This is a genomic window from Legionella jordanis (assembly GCF_900637635.1).
GTDB lineage: Bacteria > Pseudomonadota > Gammaproteobacteria > Legionellales > Legionellaceae > Tatlockia > Tatlockia jordanis.
The window spans coordinates 1,335,487-1,352,845 of sequence record NZ_LR134383.1 but is presented as its reverse complement, the minus strand read 5'-3'; the positions used below and the strand labels follow the sequence as shown (position 1 = coordinate 1,352,845).

Sequence of the window (17,359 nt, the reverse complement as noted above, 5' to 3'; positions counted from 1 at the left end):
TTATAATGCCTAAATATTAAGAATTTCTTAGCAGAGTCTCTTTACATTGAAATTTAAGGAGAAATTATTTTCTATGTAAAAATGCTGTGATTTGACGGCTTAATCTGAGGGGAGCAATAGTTGCGCAATAAGCGAGTAATTTATTAATGAATCCAGGTATAATGAATAATTTATTTTTTTGAAGGCTTTCATAAGCTACTTCAGCTACCTTTTCAGCGGAGCTAAGCCCCAAAACCCCCCGAGCCAGAAAGCTGCCTTCCATGTGAGCCTCCTTAAAGAAATGGCTTTGGGTAGGACCCGGGCATAAAATAGACAGCGAAACCCCTGTTCCTTTCAATTCGTAGGCAAGGCTGACGGAAAAAGAAGTTACATAAGCCTTTGAAGCGTAATATACCGACATATAAGGTCCTGGCTGAAAGCCTGCTGTAGAAGACAGTTGCAGGATCTTTCCTCGTTTACAGTCCACAAACCGCTTGGCAAAGTATCGTGTCAATTGCGACACCGTAGTAATATTCAATTGCAGCATCTGTTGTAATAGATGGGAATCCATGTCTTTGTAATCACCCAAATAACCAATACCGGCATTATTGACCAAACAATCTATGTCATACTTTTTACCCGCAATAATGTTAATCAGTTCAAATGGAGATTTGCTCTGATTCAGATCAAGAGGGATGATTTCGACAGCAACACCATATTGTGTTCGAATATCGCAAGCCAATTGCTCAAGTATCTCTCTGCTTCGGGCAGTAAGAATTAAATCATGCCCATGTTTTGCAAATTCAAATGCTAAGGCGCGACCGATCCCCTTCGATGATCCGGTTATCAAGGTATATGTCATCTTCTTCCTCTACAATAGACGTATCAAGTACACTGAAGACTTCCAAAGGTTCCTCACCTTGCTTCAATGATGCACACAAATTCTGGAGCTCCTCCCAATTTTCCTTGAGAATGAGATTGATGACTCTCAGACCTTGTCTGGGTAATAAATTCCAATTTCCCCAAAACACTTCACTTTTAATTTTATACTCATTCACCTGCAAGGCGCGATTAAGCAATTTAAATTTCTCAGCGATATCTTCTATCTTTGCCAAATGGGAACTCTGTAAGAACTGGGTAAAGATGTGAAAGAGTATATGCGTTGGCCCTTTCACGGCATTCAAGTAACGCAGACCAAATAAGGGTTGGTTTAATGAAAGAAAATGGCGAGCTAGTTTGAATAATTTTACATCGTTAGCATGATTAACAAAATTGCTTGGTAAACGGTGAAATATGGGATATACCGCTTCGAATAATCGCATATTCCGGAATATCCAGCATTTTTCAGTCCTTTCAGAAGACAAATGAGAAGTGAAATCGTCTTGATCCGTGGGTGATTCATGCCTGTTTTGTGCTTGCGTAAAATAATTTCTTCTCAGTTCAACTATTTTTTCCTCGCTCATTCCTTCTTGCTGGGCTTCACGAGCAATTCTTTCAAACCACTCTGCATGCCCGCGATAACAGCTAAAATAAAGTAGCTCTTCCAGGGAAGAAAACGTGGAAAACATAAGCTCTACATTTTTAGCCTTTTCTTCTGTTCTATCATATCTGGCTTGAATATAATGATTGGCTGCTTCATAACCATTCTTGACCAGTTCATTTTGATCTCTCATATCCAGATTAAATTGAGTGGAGGAAATTTTTCCTACAGGAATCAATACGACTTGATTACTATGCTGCAGCAATTTTAATCTGTCTTTTTCCCACCCGCTTACAGGATCTTTAACCCCCGTTAACAATCCATATATCCAGTTCCAAAAGAAGTTTTCCCGATACACTCGCTCAACCAGCCGGTCCACCAAGCTTCTTTCGTAACCGTGATCAAATTGAAATGCCAGCATTCTCAAACAATTGCCGTGCTCGGATTCCAACAAGGTTGTCCGATCATCTTTAAATGTTTCAGTGGGTAAATTATTTAAAATTCCACCATCTTTATGGGGTTTACCATCAAGTAGAGTCGGTTTAAAGATCACTGGAAAACTGGCTGAGGTTTTTCCTGCCTCGCTAATTTCTGCCCATGGGGTAGTTGGAAATGAAAAATAACGTGTTTCTCTGCGCTCAACGTGGGTTGCAGTTACAATAAGCTCCTTACCCAAACCACAATCGGGATATTTGCACTTTAATTTATGCAAGGATTCAAAGGTTATTTTGCCAAACCGGAATACATGCTCTGCTAAAAACCTTCTGCCCTCTGCGGTTTTATCAATGGAATACTTATCAATAATTCCATTAACTTTTTTAACAATCATATAATCCAATGCCGCTTTCAATGCACGAGCATCGGAAAGTCCTGAACTATCGATATCATAATGAATCAGATTTTCCTCTTTGAATCCCTGGAAAAACTCAAGAATTTCAGCTGAAGAACAGCCTATATAACATAAAATAGCCATTATGGCTCCTGCCGAACTTCCTGCAAATTTATCCGCGCTAATCCCAGCTTCTTCAAAAGCCTTGATTCCTCCTACATGCGCAAAAATTTTAGCTCCACCGCCGCAAAAGACAAAGCTGTCCACATCCTGTCTTTTTTCAATTACAAGAATTTGACCATTGGTTTCGCGGCGATATATTTCGGCCTGCTGATCTTTAAATAACAAACGATAGTCTTTACTGCCGCCGAGAATCTCTTCCATTTCAATTTCATTTGAAGGTTTTGTAAACCAGGCCTTGAGTCTGTCAAATAAGCGTTGAAGCCAGGATTTCGTCGTGATCAGTCGCTGGGTTTGACGATATTCGCGCATGTCCTGCATACGCTTACTCTGGCACAAGACGCGCACAGCAAAGGGATGAGGGTTAGAGACCATTGAACTAAAATTCTGGGCTTGAATGTCTGTTGTGAGCAAATGTTCAACCATAGCATCCGTCAAAATAACACGTTTCGTGTTCCTTAATGGTTCCGTTTGGTTGTCCTGAGGTTCCCTGTATTTTGTTCCAGTCTCACCAGGAGCTAATTGATTAAACCCTATCAATAACCCATGAGTGTCTTCGCAAATCTCAAGGCCAGTTAACTGATAATTCAATGAGAGCTCTAATGGAGCCAAATGCCAGTGATAGGATTTTCTGCGATAAAATAATAAATTTGTTATACGTCCCCACCAGCTTAAGCCGACTTCTGCCGTATACCCACGATAATTATTAGTCGTAACTCCTGAAAGAAGAGCTGTATAAGCCTGCTCCCGATGAGGAGCTAAAAACCACTGCAGGAATTTTTTACGCGAGATTTCGCTCATTCTCGTAAAATCAATAATGATACGCTCATCATCCAGTAAATAATCACTCAAACTGAATTTGGAATCGGGCGGCTGTCCATTGATGCGAAACCAGCCATGGTGGACGCAAAGCAGGAATTTTTTTAATAAGAGAACATTAGGATGATGGACAATATCTTGGCTTAATAGATCATTTAATACGTCTTTTCTTGACATAGTCTATTCCCTTAGTTGCAAGCCTATGAATGATGCGCATTCCATGCATCAAATATGTCAAATTATTTGACTAAATTAATAACTAACATAGATCAGTGAATAAATAAATAGCAAATTAGTTAAGCCATTCTTCCACAGAGCTCAACATCTCTACTCCGGGGCGAATGATTCATGGTTTTTGTTTTTAATGGATAACCACAGGGGCTGAAGGCCTTGAAGAGTGGCTTAACTCTGGAATCAATAAACAAAATTAGTCAATGGAAGTCAAAATTAGATCGATTATCTTTGATGGTGAAGGCGCGCGTGTAATCGGCCTCCCAATAACGAGATAATCACTCCCGGCCTGAATCGCTTGCGAAGGTGTCATTATGCGAGCCTGGTCATCCAGGCTGCTTTCAGGCAATCGGATACCGGGGGTGACAGTAATGAATGATGGGCCACAAGCATTCTTTATCGTTGGAACTTCAAAGGCGGAGCAAACAACGCCATCCAAACCTGCGGTTTTAGATAAGCAGGCTAAATTTTGAACCTGTTCTTCAACAGATGTTTCAACATTGATTTGGATCAAATCTTCCGCCGTCATACTGGTCAACACCGTGACTGCAATCAACAAGGGGCGTTTAGCTCCATAAGGATTTAAAGCTTCTCTAGCGGCTTGCATCATTTTTAAACCACCGCAAGCATGGACGTTTATCATCCAAACACCCAAGTTCGCACAGGCATGGCAAGCCTGAGCTACGGTGTTCGGAATGTCGTGAAATTTTAAATCCAAAAAGACCTTAAAGCCTTTATTTATAATGGTTCGAACCAGTTCAGTCCCAAATAAGGTAAACATTTCACTGCCAATTTTTATGGCACACTGTTTTGGATTAAGCTGCGTTAGCAACTGAAATGCTTCTTCTTGTCGATGAAAATCAAAAGCAACAATAAGCTTTGGGTTCACCTTAGGCCTCCACTGCCTCATGGGACAAGCAAGATTTGACTGCGGCGGCAATTCTTTGTTGATCGTCAATCGTCAAATAGGGGTGCATTGGTAAACTTACCACGTATTGACTGGCGCGTTCCGCATGAGGAAAGTCGCCTCTTTTATAGCCTAAATGAAGTAAAGCTTCTTGTTCATGCATGGCTATTGGATAATGAACAGCAGTAGGAATACCCAAGGCTTGCATTTGCTTTTGGAATAACTCGCGATTAGGAACTTCGATTGTATATTGCGCAAAAACCGAAGTATGACCGGGCTTAATCACTGGAGTTTTTACCACATTAGAAAGCAGTTTTTCGTAATTTTCCGCTACTCTTTGGCGCATAATGATTTCATCTGGAAATAGCTTCATTTTTTCCAGAAGGATAGCGGCCTGGATTGTATCCATTCGCCCATTTATTCCAATTCTGCGGTGACAGTACCTGGCATTTTGACCATGAATACGCACTTCCACCATTCTTTCTGCGAGGATATCGTCATCGGTAAAACAAGCTCCCGAATCTCCATATCCCCCTAAAGGTTTTGAAGGAAAGAAACTGGTGCAGCCAATTGTTGATAAAGCGCAAGAATAGTCTCCATGATAGGTTGCGCCAAAGCTTTGTGCGCCATCCTCAACAACGGGCAGACCATAGCGCTTTGCAATGTTATTGATGCGATTCATATCAGCGCATTGCCCATATAAGCTCACGGGCATAATCGCTTTGGTTTTCTCAGTAATCGCTGCCTCGATTTTATCTGGATCGATATTGTAAGTATCCGGTTCAATATCAACAAAAACAGGTTTCGCCTGACAAAGTGCAATGACTTCCGCTGTAGCAAAAAAACTGAATGGACTGGTTATTACTTCATCACCTGGTTCCAATTCCAAAGCCATTAACGCCATTAATAATGCATCTGTCCCGCTCGAATTCACTATGGCATGTCTCACGCCTAAAAATTGTGCCAGCTCTTTCTCAAGTTTGGTTATTTCAGGCCCCATGATGTATTGACCATGCTCAAGAACATTTTGGATGCCCTTTAAAATATTTTGCTCAATTAATCTATATTGATGTTTAAGATCTATAAATTGCATAATTATCTCAATATTAATGGGGTAAGAGCCAAGTGTCGATGAGCAATTTCAAACTCATCTTAAGCTGCGGGTGAACAATAAAAATCAATCACAACTTAACTACATGGATTTAAGGATGTTTTTTCACAAACACTGACTTAACTTCATGCACAAAAAACCTGGGTATGAGCTCTAATCCCCTTCCAAACCATGAACTGGCTTCATTCTACCCCACTGCTTACAACTTGGGCAATGCCAATGAAGATGTTTGCCGCCAAAACCGCACTGTCCACAACGATATATCGGTTTATTATCTAAAAATTTACTGGTTATATCGTAAAGCATCTGCAACTTTTCTCTTACTTTGCCATGAGCTGTTTCCAGATGCCAAAAAATGAGACGGTTTAACCCTCTGATTGAAGGGTGTGTTCCTAATTTATCAGATACAAAATCAATGGCGACATCAACGCTTTTGTGGTTACGTAAAAATTCCCCAATAACAAAAATGGTAGAAGCTCTTGGATGTTCTGTCAGAGTTTGTTGAAGGTGCTCAATGCATTCGTCCATTGAATCCAGTTCACGATGGCAAGCGACTAACGGCTCAATGATCTCACTTAGAAATTCCGGATCCTGCTCAGGAACACGTTTCAAAGAGCGAATAGCTTGCTTATAGCGCCCCATTTGCATATCAAGAGAAGCTTGCATGAGACTAGCCCGTACGCACATCTTGTCGACCATAAACGCCTGCTTAATGGCATTTTGTGCTTTCTCAAATGCATTGGACTTTAGGGCTTGTGCTGCTATTTCGCAATAATAGTGAGCAGCCTGGGTATGCATGCTTTGGCCTAAAGACAGTTCAAGTTTTTTAGCAACATCTAAAGCCTTTTCCCAAGCTTTTTCCTGCTGATAAATGGCCAATAGTCCCTGGAGGCTACAAGTCTCACTCCCTCCACCCAACTCAACTACCTCAAGGAAAATACGTTCTGCACGGTCAAATAAGCCAGCACTCATGTAGTCCTGACCAAGAGCCATAAGGGCTTCCTTACGTTCTCTGAGACTGAGTTGCGGGCGAGCAATCAAATTTTGATGGATTCGTATTGCCCTGTCGACTTCTCCTCGCCGCCTGAATAGACTACCCAAAGCAAGATGTGTTTCTACTGTATCGCTATCGACCTCAAGCAACTTAATAAAGATATCAACTGCTTTATCCGGCTGCTCATTGAGCAAATAATTCAAGCCCACTACATATTCGCGAGATAAACGATTATTGAAACGGGTTTCTTTGGCCGAATAATTACGGCTCGCAACCCACCATCCTGACCAAGCCGCGGCAGGTAACAGTAAGGGCCATAAATTAATCATTCAAAAGCTCCATTATTTCGTCTATTCCAATAGGCAGTATGCCAAGTGATTAATGCTGATCCTGTAAGGGGATTGATCGCAAATTTTTAATTTCTTTCTCAGTCAATTTAAATTGGTTTTTAAGTTTTGCGTATTCAATTTTAAGCCGCCAGTAGCGATATAAAAACAAAAGAAAGCCTAAAAGTAAACCTATACCCAACATGATAGTCATAAGCACAGCAATAGGCATGGTTACTTTGCTGAAGTAAAAATTCACCACAACAGATGAAGCATTTAAGGCAGCAAAGGTAACACCTAATAAGATCAAAACCAAATAAATTATCATCATAAAAAGGCGCATTGCATTTCCCTTTTTAACATTTCGAATAAAAACTGCTGTATAAGAAATACGCGGCTCTAGTTAAGCGCCATGCATTTTCAAATCATTTCGGTATTACTCTACCATTCCAGCAAAATTTGACAATTAAAATAAAAAAAAAGCGTAGGTGAACTACGCTTTTTCTAGGTATTACGCGAAGGATTATTCGCCTTCTTTGCTGGCCATTTTCTCTTTAAGCAAATCACCTAAAGTGGTTGAAGCAACTTCCCCGCTGCGGGAGTATTTCTTAATTGCTTCAGCTTGATCTTGAGCATCTTTGGCTTTAACTGAAAGAGCAATGCTGCGATTTTTCTTGTCAATGTTGATGATTTTAGCTTCAACTTCATCACCTTCTTTGAAGAAATTACTCGCGTCATCGACTCGTTCTTCAGAAATTTCATTGGCGCGAATGGTGCCAGTAACATCTGAAGCCAGCTCAACAGTTACAGTCTTGGCATCAACTGCAGATACCTTGCCCTTAACAATTGCGCCTTTGCCATGTTCTTCAACATAGGTAGTCCATGCATCGCCTTCAAGCTGTTTCAAGCCTAAGGAAATTCGCTCACGCTCAGCATCGATGGCCAAAATAACAGCCTCAAGCTCTTGTCCTTTCTTGAACTGCTTAACCGCTTCTTCTCCAGGAATATTCCAGGAAATATCAGATAAGTGAACGAGTCCGTCAATTTCGCCTTCAAGGCCGATGAAGATTCCGAAATCAGTAATAGAACGAATCTTACCTTTAACTTTCTGTCCCTTGCTATGACTTTGAGCAAATTGATGCCAGGGATTGCCTACGCATTGTTTCATGCCCAAGGAAATACGTCGACGTTCTTCATCAATTTCAAGAACCATCACATCAACGACATCGCCCATGGAAACAACTTTGCTTGGGTGAACATTTTTATTGGTCCAATCCATTTCAGACATGTGAACCAAGCCTTCTACACCCTCTTCAATTTCAACAAAGCAACCGTAGTCTGTAATATTGGTGACTTTACCCTTCAGTTTTTTACCGACTGGATAACGCTCAACCAGATCAACCCATGGATCATTACCCAACTGTTTCATGCCGAGTGATACACGGTTGCGCTCGCTGTCGAAACTCAAAACTTTTACACGGACATCCTGGCCAACAGTTAGTACCTCGCTTGGATGCTTAACACGCTTCCAAGAAATGTCAGTAATGTGCAACAAGCCGTCAATTCCGCCCAAGTCAATAAATGCACCGTAATCGGTGAGGTTTTTAACAATACCATTGAGTACTTGGCCTTCATGTAAGGATTCAAGAAGCGCTTGTCTATCAGCACTGCTTTCTTCTTCAACAACAGCACGACGAGACACAACAATGTTATTGCGCTTGAGATCCATTTTGATGACTTTAAACTCTAATTCTTTACCTTCTAGGTAGGAAGGATCACGAACTGGTCTGACATCAACCAAAGAACCTGGCAAAAAGGCGCGAATTGAGCCGATTTCTACCGTGAAGCCACCTTTGACTTTGCCGGAAATTAAACCGGTCACTGTATCATTGTTTTCGTGGCATTTGGACAGTTTGCGCCATGCTTCTTGGCGTTTTGCTTTTTCTCTGGATAGCAGGGTTTCGCCATAGCCGTCCTCTACTGAGTCCAGCGCTACTTCAACGGTGTCACCGAGATGGATTTCCAGCTTTCCATTCTTATCTTGGAATTCTTGAACTGAAACAATGCCTTCGGATTTTAGACCAGCATTTAAGGTGACCCAATCGTTATCGATCCCGATAACTTTGGCGGAAATGATCGCTCCTGGATAAAACTGTGCGCCAGCGATACTTTGCTCAAACAATTCTTTGAAACTTTCAGACATATTTAATTAACTCTCAAGTAAAAAAATGGAAGAACGAGGTCCTCTCGCCTTCCCCCAAATTTAACGGAAATACAAATGTTCATCGAGTAATTTTAATACATGTTCGAACACTTGTACAACTGTTAATCCAGTTGTATCGATAAAAACCGCATCCTCTGCGGGTTTCAATGGCGCATGCACTCGAGAAGTGTCTCTTGCATCCCGTTTAGCCAATTCATCAACAACTTCGGCGAGGCTAGCATCAATTCCTTTTTCTTTCAACTGTAAATATCGTCGAAATGCTCTTTCTTCGGGTGTTGCATACAAATAAAGTTTTAATGAAGCATGTGGGAAAACCACTGTGCCCATATCTCGGCCATCAGTAACCAAGCCGGGAAGTACGGCAAAGGCGCGCTGACGATCTAGCAAAGCGTTTCTAACTTCAGGAAGAACAGCAATTTTAGAAGCATTTTGCCCACACTCTTCACTTCTGATTTCGTCAATGACATTGTTTCCATCCAGTAAAACAGCCGCTTTTTGCTCTGGATTGGTTTCAAATTTTAGATCCAGAGAGCGGGCTAATTCCGCAAGTCCTTTTTCATCATTAAAATCAATTTTTTTCTTTTGTGCAGCCAAAGCCAAAACTCGATAGATTGAACCACTGTCTAAAACATGCCACTGTAGATGATTCGCGAGCATGTGGCAAATGGTTCCCTTGCCTGTACCACTTGGTCCATCCAAAGTAATAACAGGGACGTCTTTACTGGGCTTCATATTGATTTTCCTTGATGGACAAATGAATGGAATTTGCGGTTCGCACGAATGTAGGAAAAGAAGTCGCCACGTTGGCACAATTTTTTATTGTAACTGGATTTTTTGCGACTGCCCCAGCAATGGCAAAAGCCATGGCAATACGATGATCATGGAAACTGTTTACCTCCCCGCCTTGAAGCTCACCGCCTTGAATATATAAACCATCATCAAAAGCCTGAGCTTCAATGCCGAGACGCTGCAAACCTTCAACCATTGCTCCAATTCGATCACTTTCCTTGCATCGCAATTCTCTAGCCCCATGAAGCAAAGTTTGGCCTTTGGCACAAGCGGCCGCAATAAAAATAATGGGGAACTCATCAATAGCCAGAGGAACTAAATCAGAAGGAATATCAATACCTTCCAGGGGAGCGTGCTGAACGAATAAGTCTGCCACCAATTCTTCACCACAAAGGCGTTTATTATTTAAAGTGATGTGCGCTCCCATATGAGTTAAAATTTGAATAACCCCGGTTCTTGTGGGATTTATGCCAACATTTCTAATAACCAATTCGGAGCCAGGAATGATGGTTGCTGCAACAATGAAAAAGGCGGCAGAAGAGATATCTCCAGGAACAATGATGTCAGTTCCCAGGCATTCGCTTTCAGAATTAATAATGATCGTATTTTCTGATTTTTGAATGGGGTAGGAAAAAGTGGTAAGCATACGCTCAGTATGGTCTCTTGTAAATCCGGGCTCAATGACCCTGGTCTCCCCCTGTGCATACATCCCTGCCAATAATAAACAGGATTTTACTTGAGCACTCGCCTCAGGCATTTCATAGGTAATCCCTTGCAAGTTACGACCACCTTTAATACGTAGAGGAGGTTTACCATCGGTGGTACTGATCTCAGCTCCCATTTGGATTAATGGTCGACTCACCCGCTCCATTGGCCTTTTTTGTAAACTTTGATCGCCCGTCAATTCGCTATCGAAGGGCTGAGCGGCCAAAAGACCTGAGAGCAAACGTATGGTTGTACCGGAATTGCCACAATCAATGACATCTTTGGGTTTTTGCAAACCATGCTTACCAACGCCATGAATAATCACTCGTTGGGCAACAGGCCCTTCAATCGAAACCCCCATTGAGCGAAACGCCTTCAAAGTCGCCAGACAATCTTCTCCCTCTAGAAAACCACTGATTGTCGTAGTACCGCGTGCAATGGCACCTAAAATAATTGACCTGTGTGAAATGGACTTATCACCTGGTACCGTGATATCGCCCCGCAGGGCATTCACTGGGCTGCTGACAAAATCTAGCAGTTTCATTAATCATATTCCTTAGCAAAATCGCACATAAATTCTATTAATTGCTCCACAGCAACCAAAGGCATCGAATTATATAGACTGGCACGAAGCCCCCCCACTGCACGATGGCCTTTCAAAGCCAATAAACCTCGTCGACTGGCTTTAGTCAGAAAAATAGGTTCAAGATCTGATTTTTTAAGGGTAAAACAAACATTTACAAGTGATCTTGCCTGCTTTGCTATTTTGCAACTATAAAAAGAAGAAGAGTCAATATAATCGTAGAGCATATTGGCTTTCTTACAATTCACCTCATAGATAGCTTTCACTCCGCCCTGCTGTTTAAGCCAGTCAAACATTTTCAATGCAATATAACAGTTAAACGTGGGAGGAGTGGCATAGATTGAATGTTCCATGGCATGTATTCGATAATCCAGCATCGTGGGTAAAATTTTATCACCGATGCTGTTTAGAAATTCATCTCGTACAATAACCACAGTCAACCCAGAGTTGGCAATGTTCTTCTGAGCACCCGCAAAAATTAAGTGATAATTTTGCACATCGATTGGCTCGCTTAAAATGCTGGAAGTCATATCGGCAATCAATGGAAGGCCTGTAAAAGTTGGCGCCTTAAGACGAATGCCATTGATGGTTTCATTAGAAGTGAAGTACAGATAACGGGTTTTATCCTGAATCTGCCAGTCTGTCATTTCTGGCCAGTCCACAAAACCCTGCGACTCGCTACTGGCTACACAATAAGCATTTTTTAATTTACAAGCTTCCTTAAAGGCTAATGCAGACCAAATACCGCTTATAAGATAGGCACCTTGCTCAGACTGATCTAAAAAATTTAACGCAATCATGGCAAATTGCGTGCGTGCGGCTCCGCCTAAAAAAAGGACATGATAATTGGAAGGAATGTGCAAAAGTTCACGAAGGCCTTGCTCTGCTTTGGCCATTAATTCTATGAATTCAGGGGTTCGATGGCCGATTTCCATAATGGACATGCCAGTGTTCTGCCAATTCAGAAGTTCTGTCTGCACTTCCTTAAGAATTGGTTCGGGGAGCATGGCAGGGCCTGCCCCGAAATTAAAGCCTCTATTCATCTGAATGCTCATCCGATTGCGATTCGAAGCCCTCTACTCCATCCTGACTGCTGTCTTCTTCTTGTTCAGAGTCATCCAGTTTCTCCTCACCAAGATCTTCAATACGCTGCATCCCGACTACATGCTCACCTGGAGTAACGTTAATCAATCGGACACCTTGAGTATTGCGGCCGATGATGGATAACTCCGAAACCTTGAAACGCACCAAAGTTCCCTTATCGGTAATGAGCATCGCCTCATCATTGTCTTCTACTTGAAGCGCGCGAACCACTTTACCATTTCGTTCATTCACCTGGATTGAAATCACCCCTTGCCCACCACGTCCAGACACCCGATATTCTTCCACATCGGTGCGTTTTCCATAACCATTCTCAGTGGCCGTGAGAATGCTGCCGTGATCCTTGGCAACGACTAATGAAATCACTGATTGACCTTCTTGCAAGCGAATACCACGGACTCCACGTGCAGTTCTTCCCATAGGACGAACAAGGTTTTCATCGAAACGAATGACCTTACCAGCATCCGTAAACAGCATAATATCTTTGGTGCCATCCGTGATATCGACGCCAACCAGACGATCATCATTATCCAAATCGACAGCAATAATGCCATTGGATCGTGGGCGACTGAATGCTTCTAAAGGTACTTTTTTTACGGTGCCCGCCTTAGTGGCCATAAAGACAAAATAACCTTCCGTGAATTCTCGGACAGGCAGCATGGCATTAATTGATTCATCCGCAGCGAGCGGCAAAATATTAACAATGGGTTTGCCACGTGAAATTCGACTGGCTAATGGCAGTTGATAGGCTTTAAGCCAATATAATTTGCCATAATTAGAAAAGCACAATAACGTGTCATGGGTGCTGGCTATCACCAACCGCTCGATAAAATCCTCATCCTTAACATTGGTGGCCGACTTGCCTTTACCACCACGGCGTTGCGCTTGATAGGCAGAAATTGGTTGATATTTGACGTAACCTTGATGCGAAAGCGTCACAACGACATTTTCTTCAGTGATTAAGTCTTCAATAGTTAAATCTTCTTGTGAAGCAATAATTTCCGTTCGTCTTGAATCACCAAACTGCCCTTTTACTTCAAGTAACTCATCTCGGATAACCTGCATTAGGCGTTCAGGGGAAGCTAAAATATCAAGCAATTCCTTGATTAGTTCCAATAATTCTTCAAATTCTTTAATAATTTTATCTTGTTCTAAAGCCGTTAAGCGATGCAATCTCAATTCAAGAATCGCTTGGGCTTGTTCTGCTGAAAGACGATATCCCGCATCGGTCAAGCCGTATTCAGCCGGTAAATCATCAGGTCGGCAGGCGTCACTGCCAGCATTTTTCAACATAGACTTGACCAAACCCGGCGCCCAAACACGAGCCAACAGCGCCTCTTTGGCTACTTGCGGAGTGGCGGATTGCTTAATCAACTCAATCATTTCATCGATGTTTGCTAAAGCAACGCCTAAACCTTCTAAAATATGAGCACGACTTCTTGCTTTTTTCAGTTCAAAGATGGTGCGGCGGGTCACCACTTCACGGCGGTGCTTGAGGAAATACTCAAGTATTTCTTTGAGGTTCAATGTGCGCGGTTGCCCATCCACCAAAGCAACCATGTTGATTCCAAATACGTTTTGCATTTGGGTGTGAGCATAAAGATTATTTAAAATCACCTCAGGCACTTCACCGCGCTTTAATTCAATAACTACACGCATACCCTGCTTATCGGATTCATCCCGCAAGCCAGAGATTCCTTCAATGCGCTTTTCACGTACCAATTCAGCAATTTTTTCAACCAAACGAGCTTTATTAACCTGATAAGGCAACTCATTGATGATTATGGCTTGACGCCCTGACTGCTCATCGGTTTCGATGTCTGTGCGTGCACGGACATAAATTCGACCTCGACCCGTGCGATAAGCTTCGACAATCCCGGCTTTACCGTTAATGATGGCCGCTGTTGGAAAATCAGGGCCTGGAACATAGACCATTAAGTCATCCAGTGTTAAATCAGGATTATCCACCAGGGCAACACAGGCATTAATTATTTCACTCAGGTTATGAGGAGGAATATTCGTCGCCATACCTACAGCAATCCCTGAAGAGCCATTCACTAACAGGTTAGGGATTCGTGCTGGCAACACAACAGGAGCGAATTCAGTTTCGTCATAGTTAGGGCTGAAATCAACCGTTTCTTTTTCCAAATCAGCCAATAAAGCATGCGCAAGCTTTGACATCCTGACTTCGGTATATCGCATGGCAGCGGCCATGTCGCCATCGATCGAGCCGAAGTTTCCTTGCCCATCGATGAGCATGTAGCGCATTGAGAAAGGCTGAGCCATACGCACGATGGTGTCATAAACTGCAGTGTCTCCATGAGGATGGTATTTACCAATAACATCCCCGACTACACGGGCTGATTTCTTATAAGGCTTATTCCAGTCATTACCCAGTTCACTCATGGCAAAAAGCACCCGTCTATGAACTGGCTTTAATCCATCTCGCACATCCGGCAGAGCTCGTCCTACAATGACGCTCATCGCATAATCAAGATAGGATTGCTTTAATTCATCTTCAATGTTAACTGGTATAACTTCTTTGGCTAAATAAACCATGACGAGGACGTATCCTTATGCAATTGATGCAAGTAAATAGGGTGAAATAATAGCACAGAGGCCAATTTAATTGAATCGCTATCCCTGATTAAGACGTAGATGCCGTAAACACATGTGGGACTTTTTCCAAAAAGCTAATGATTAATTTGTCAATGTTGATTCTGCTGCTACTTAAAAAATCTCCATTCATACGATTGGTCAATACCACACTGATGGACAAGCAGCGATGACCCAAGGCGCTACCCAGTCCAAGTATAGCAGCTGTCTCCATTTCGAGATTGGTAATACCTAAACCTGAAAAGGAGAATTCCTTGAGCGCATTAAGGAAATTGGGATAGCGAAGAGGCAATCGCAAACTTCTGCCTTGAGGGCCATAAAACCCCCCGCACGTCGCGCTGATGCCCACTACTCCCAGAGATTTAAATCCATCTAATAAATTCTGATCGGCTTCAGCAACAAAAAAAGGTCCCGTTTCTCCGCGCAATTGAATTTCCAGTGCCGATTGGAGTTCCAATAAATTTTGTGAACGTGGGAATTCATAATATTGCATCAAAGTATCAAACCCGATGCCATACTGGCTTACTATCACATCTCCTGGCCGGCATTCCTCCTTAATTCCCCCCGTTGTCCCTAATCGAATGATACTCAGGCGTTTTGTTTTCTCCCTAAATGAACGGCTCTCCACATCCAGATTGGCCAATGCATCGAGCTCGGTCATGACAATGTCGATATTGGGCATTCCGATTCCAGTAGAAATCACGGTAAGGCGTTGGTTCCCAATGTATCCAGTATGCGTAACAAACTCTCGATGAATTCTTTGTACTTCCACTCTATCAAAATATTGACTTACTTGCTGGACCCGTCCAGGATCGCCAACAGTAATTACCAAATCAGCGAGCTCTTCAGCCCTTAAATCCAGATGATATACAGCTCCTCGTTTGTTAAAAGGTAAATCGGCTGGTTTAATCATTATGCTTTCCCTATTAAATTACCGCAGATTGCTTCATACTTATTCATAATGTTAAAAATGAATTTGCGAATAGACAAATTGACTGCAAAGGGGCATTTTTATATAGTTCTGCGCACTGACGCAAGCGAGAAGGCTAAGAAGCCACAAATTTAGGAGACGCGATGACCAAAAAAGTTGCACAACTTAACATTAACGGCCATGATCCAATTGAGCTTCCCATTTATAGCCCAACGCTTGGTAATGATGTCATTGACATCAATAAGCTGGCTGGACAAGGTTATTTTACATTTGATCCAGGTTTCGTAGCGACCGCCTCTTGTGAATCTAAAATTACCTATATCGATGGGGATAAAGGAATCCTGCTTTATCGTGGCTATCCCATAGAACAATTGGCAGAAAAGAAAGATTTTCTGGACGTGAGTTATTTGCTACTGAATGGTGAATTGCCAGACGAAAAGCAAAAGAAAGATTTTGTTGGTTTGATTAATAATCACACCATGGTGCATCAACAGATGTACAATTTTCTAAATGGTTTCCGTCGTGATGCACATCCAATGGCCATTATGGTAGGCATTGTAGGGGCATTGTCTGCTTTTTATCATGATTCCATCGATTTGAATAATCAGAATGATCGATTTATTTCAGCCATTCGATTAATTGCCAAAATGCCCACTCTGGCGGCCATGAGTTATAAATACTCTGTAGGTCAACCTTATATGTATCCACAAAATAAAATGTCCTATGCTGAAAATTTCTTGCATATGATGTTTGGAGTTCCTTCTGAGGATGTGACCCCAGATCCTGTGATCGTCAATGCCATGGATACGATCTTCACTCTTCATGCGGATCATGAACAAAATGCCTCAACATCTACGGTAAGGCTTGCAGGGTCTACAGGTGCTAATCCTTATGCCTGTATTTCAGCAGGAATTGGGGCTTTATGGGGACCCGCCCATGGTGGTGCCAATGAGGCTTGCCTCAATATGCTGAAGGAAATTGGTGACGTTAAGCACATAAATCATTACATCAAACGTGCAAAAGACAAAGACGATCCATTCCGATTAATGGGCTTTGGCCATCGCGTGTACAAGAGCTACGATCCACGCGCCAAGGTTATGCGTAAAACCTGTTATGAGGTACTCAATGCAGTGGGTGCGCATGAAACACCTTTATTCAAGTTGGCTTTGGAATTGGAGCGCATTGCCCTGGAAGATGATTATTTCATCGAGAAAAAACTCTATCCAAACGTTGATTTCTATTCCGGCATCACTCTAAGTGCAATTGGCATTCCCACGAATATGTATACAGTTATTTTTGCTTTGGCAAGGACTGTAGGATGGATGTCCCACTGGATGGAAATGGTGGCTAATAAATCCAAAATCGGACGTCCTCGCCAACTTTATACTGGTGAAAAACAAAGGGATGTACCTTAAGCAACTGAACAGGAGCAAGTACATCTTGCTCCTTTAACTATCCACCCATAAGATTCCCCGAATCGGCAATTTTAAATCTTACATCTCATCATTCATTGACTAACTGCTGCTTTATTTAACCTTGCCTATGTTGAAAGCC

General features: G+C 42.2%; 13 protein-coding genes. 1 reads left to right on the top strand and 12 read right to left on the bottom strand.

Features of this window, described 5'->3' with window-relative positions:
* Window positions 1–64: 64 nt before the first annotated feature.
* From EL203_RS06090 to EL203_RS06035, 12 genes are all read right to left on the bottom strand, one after another.
* On the bottom strand, window positions 65–841 hold the full coding sequence (locus EL203_RS06090) for an SDR family NAD(P)-dependent oxidoreductase (protein ID WP_058470015.1): 777 nt from the start codon (window positions 839–841) through the stop codon (window positions 65–67).
* Entirely contained in the window at window positions 783–3,464 is a 2,682-nt protein-coding gene (gene vpdC / locus EL203_RS06085; RefSeq protein WP_058470016.1) for a Dot/Icm T4SS effector VpdC, read from the bottom strand. The genes EL203_RS06090 and vpdC overlap by 59 nt, the downstream gene beginning before the upstream one ends.
* Window positions 3,465–3,714: 250 nt before the next feature.
* Window positions 3,715–4,407, bottom strand: coding sequence for an orotidine-5'-phosphate decarboxylase (gene pyrF / locus EL203_RS06080; RefSeq protein ID WP_122224902.1), 693 nt, complete (start codon window positions 4,405–4,407; stop codon window positions 3,715–3,717).
* Between the two features lies 1 nt (window position 4,408).
* Window positions 4,409–5,518: a DegT/DnrJ/EryC1/StrS family aminotransferase gene (locus EL203_RS06075; protein ID WP_058470018.1), complete on the bottom strand. Its 1,110-nt coding sequence runs from the start codon at window positions 5,516–5,518 to the stop codon at window positions 4,409–4,411.
* Between the two features lie 171 nt (window positions 5,519–5,689).
* The gene (gene lapB / locus EL203_RS06070) at window positions 5,690–6,859 is read right to left on the bottom strand and encodes a lipopolysaccharide assembly protein LapB (RefSeq protein WP_058470019.1); all 1,170 of its coding nucleotides are present in this window, start codon (window positions 6,857–6,859) and stop codon (window positions 5,690–5,692) included.
* 49 nt (window positions 6,860–6,908) lie between these two features.
* Window positions 6,909–7,199: a lipopolysaccharide assembly protein LapA domain-containing protein gene (locus tag EL203_RS06065; protein ID WP_058470020.1), complete on the bottom strand. Its 291-nt coding sequence runs from the start codon at window positions 7,197–7,199 to the stop codon at window positions 6,909–6,911.
* Window positions 7,200–7,379: 180 nt separating this feature from the next.
* Window positions 7,380–9,059 carry a 30S ribosomal protein S1 gene (gene rpsA / locus EL203_RS06060; RefSeq protein WP_058470021.1) on the bottom strand — a complete coding sequence of 560 codons (1,680 nt, stop codon included), beginning with the start codon at window positions 9,057–9,059 and terminating at the stop codon, window positions 7,380–7,382.
* A 60-nt stretch (window positions 9,060–9,119) separates the two neighbouring features.
* On the bottom strand, window positions 9,120–9,812 hold the full coding sequence (cmk, locus tag EL203_RS06055) for a (d)CMP kinase (protein WP_058470022.1): 693 nt from the start codon (window positions 9,810–9,812) through the stop codon (window positions 9,120–9,122).
* Window positions 9,799–11,118 carry a 3-phosphoshikimate 1-carboxyvinyltransferase gene (aroA, locus tag EL203_RS06050; protein ID WP_058470023.1) on the bottom strand — a complete coding sequence of 440 codons (1,320 nt, stop codon included), beginning with the start codon at window positions 11,116–11,118 and terminating at the stop codon, window positions 9,799–9,801. The genes cmk and aroA overlap by 14 nt, the downstream gene beginning before the upstream one ends.
* On the bottom strand, window positions 11,118–12,200 hold the full coding sequence (gene serC / locus EL203_RS06045) for a 3-phosphoserine/phosphohydroxythreonine transaminase (RefSeq protein ID WP_058472145.1): 1,083 nt from the start codon (window positions 12,198–12,200) through the stop codon (window positions 11,118–11,120). The genes aroA and serC overlap by 1 nt, the downstream gene beginning before the upstream one ends.
* On the bottom strand, window positions 12,193–14,817 hold the full coding sequence (gyrA, locus tag EL203_RS06040) for a DNA gyrase subunit A (RefSeq protein WP_064108414.1): 2,625 nt from the start codon (window positions 14,815–14,817) through the stop codon (window positions 12,193–12,195). The genes serC and gyrA overlap by 8 nt, the downstream gene beginning before the upstream one ends.
* An 88-nt stretch (window positions 14,818–14,905) precedes the next feature.
* Window positions 14,906–15,787, bottom strand: a complete 882-nt coding sequence (locus EL203_RS06035) for a nucleoside phosphorylase (protein WP_058470024.1) — start codon at window positions 15,785–15,787, stop codon at window positions 14,906–14,908.
* Between the two features lie 161 nt (window positions 15,788–15,948).
* Here EL203_RS06035 and gltA point away from each other — a divergent pair, with 161 nt between their 5' ends.
* On the top strand, window positions 15,949–17,220 hold the full coding sequence (gltA, locus tag EL203_RS06030; protein WP_058470025.1) for a citrate synthase: 1,272 nt from the start codon (window positions 15,949–15,951) through the stop codon (window positions 17,218–17,220).
* The last annotated feature ends 139 nt before the right edge of the window (window positions 17,221–17,359 follow it).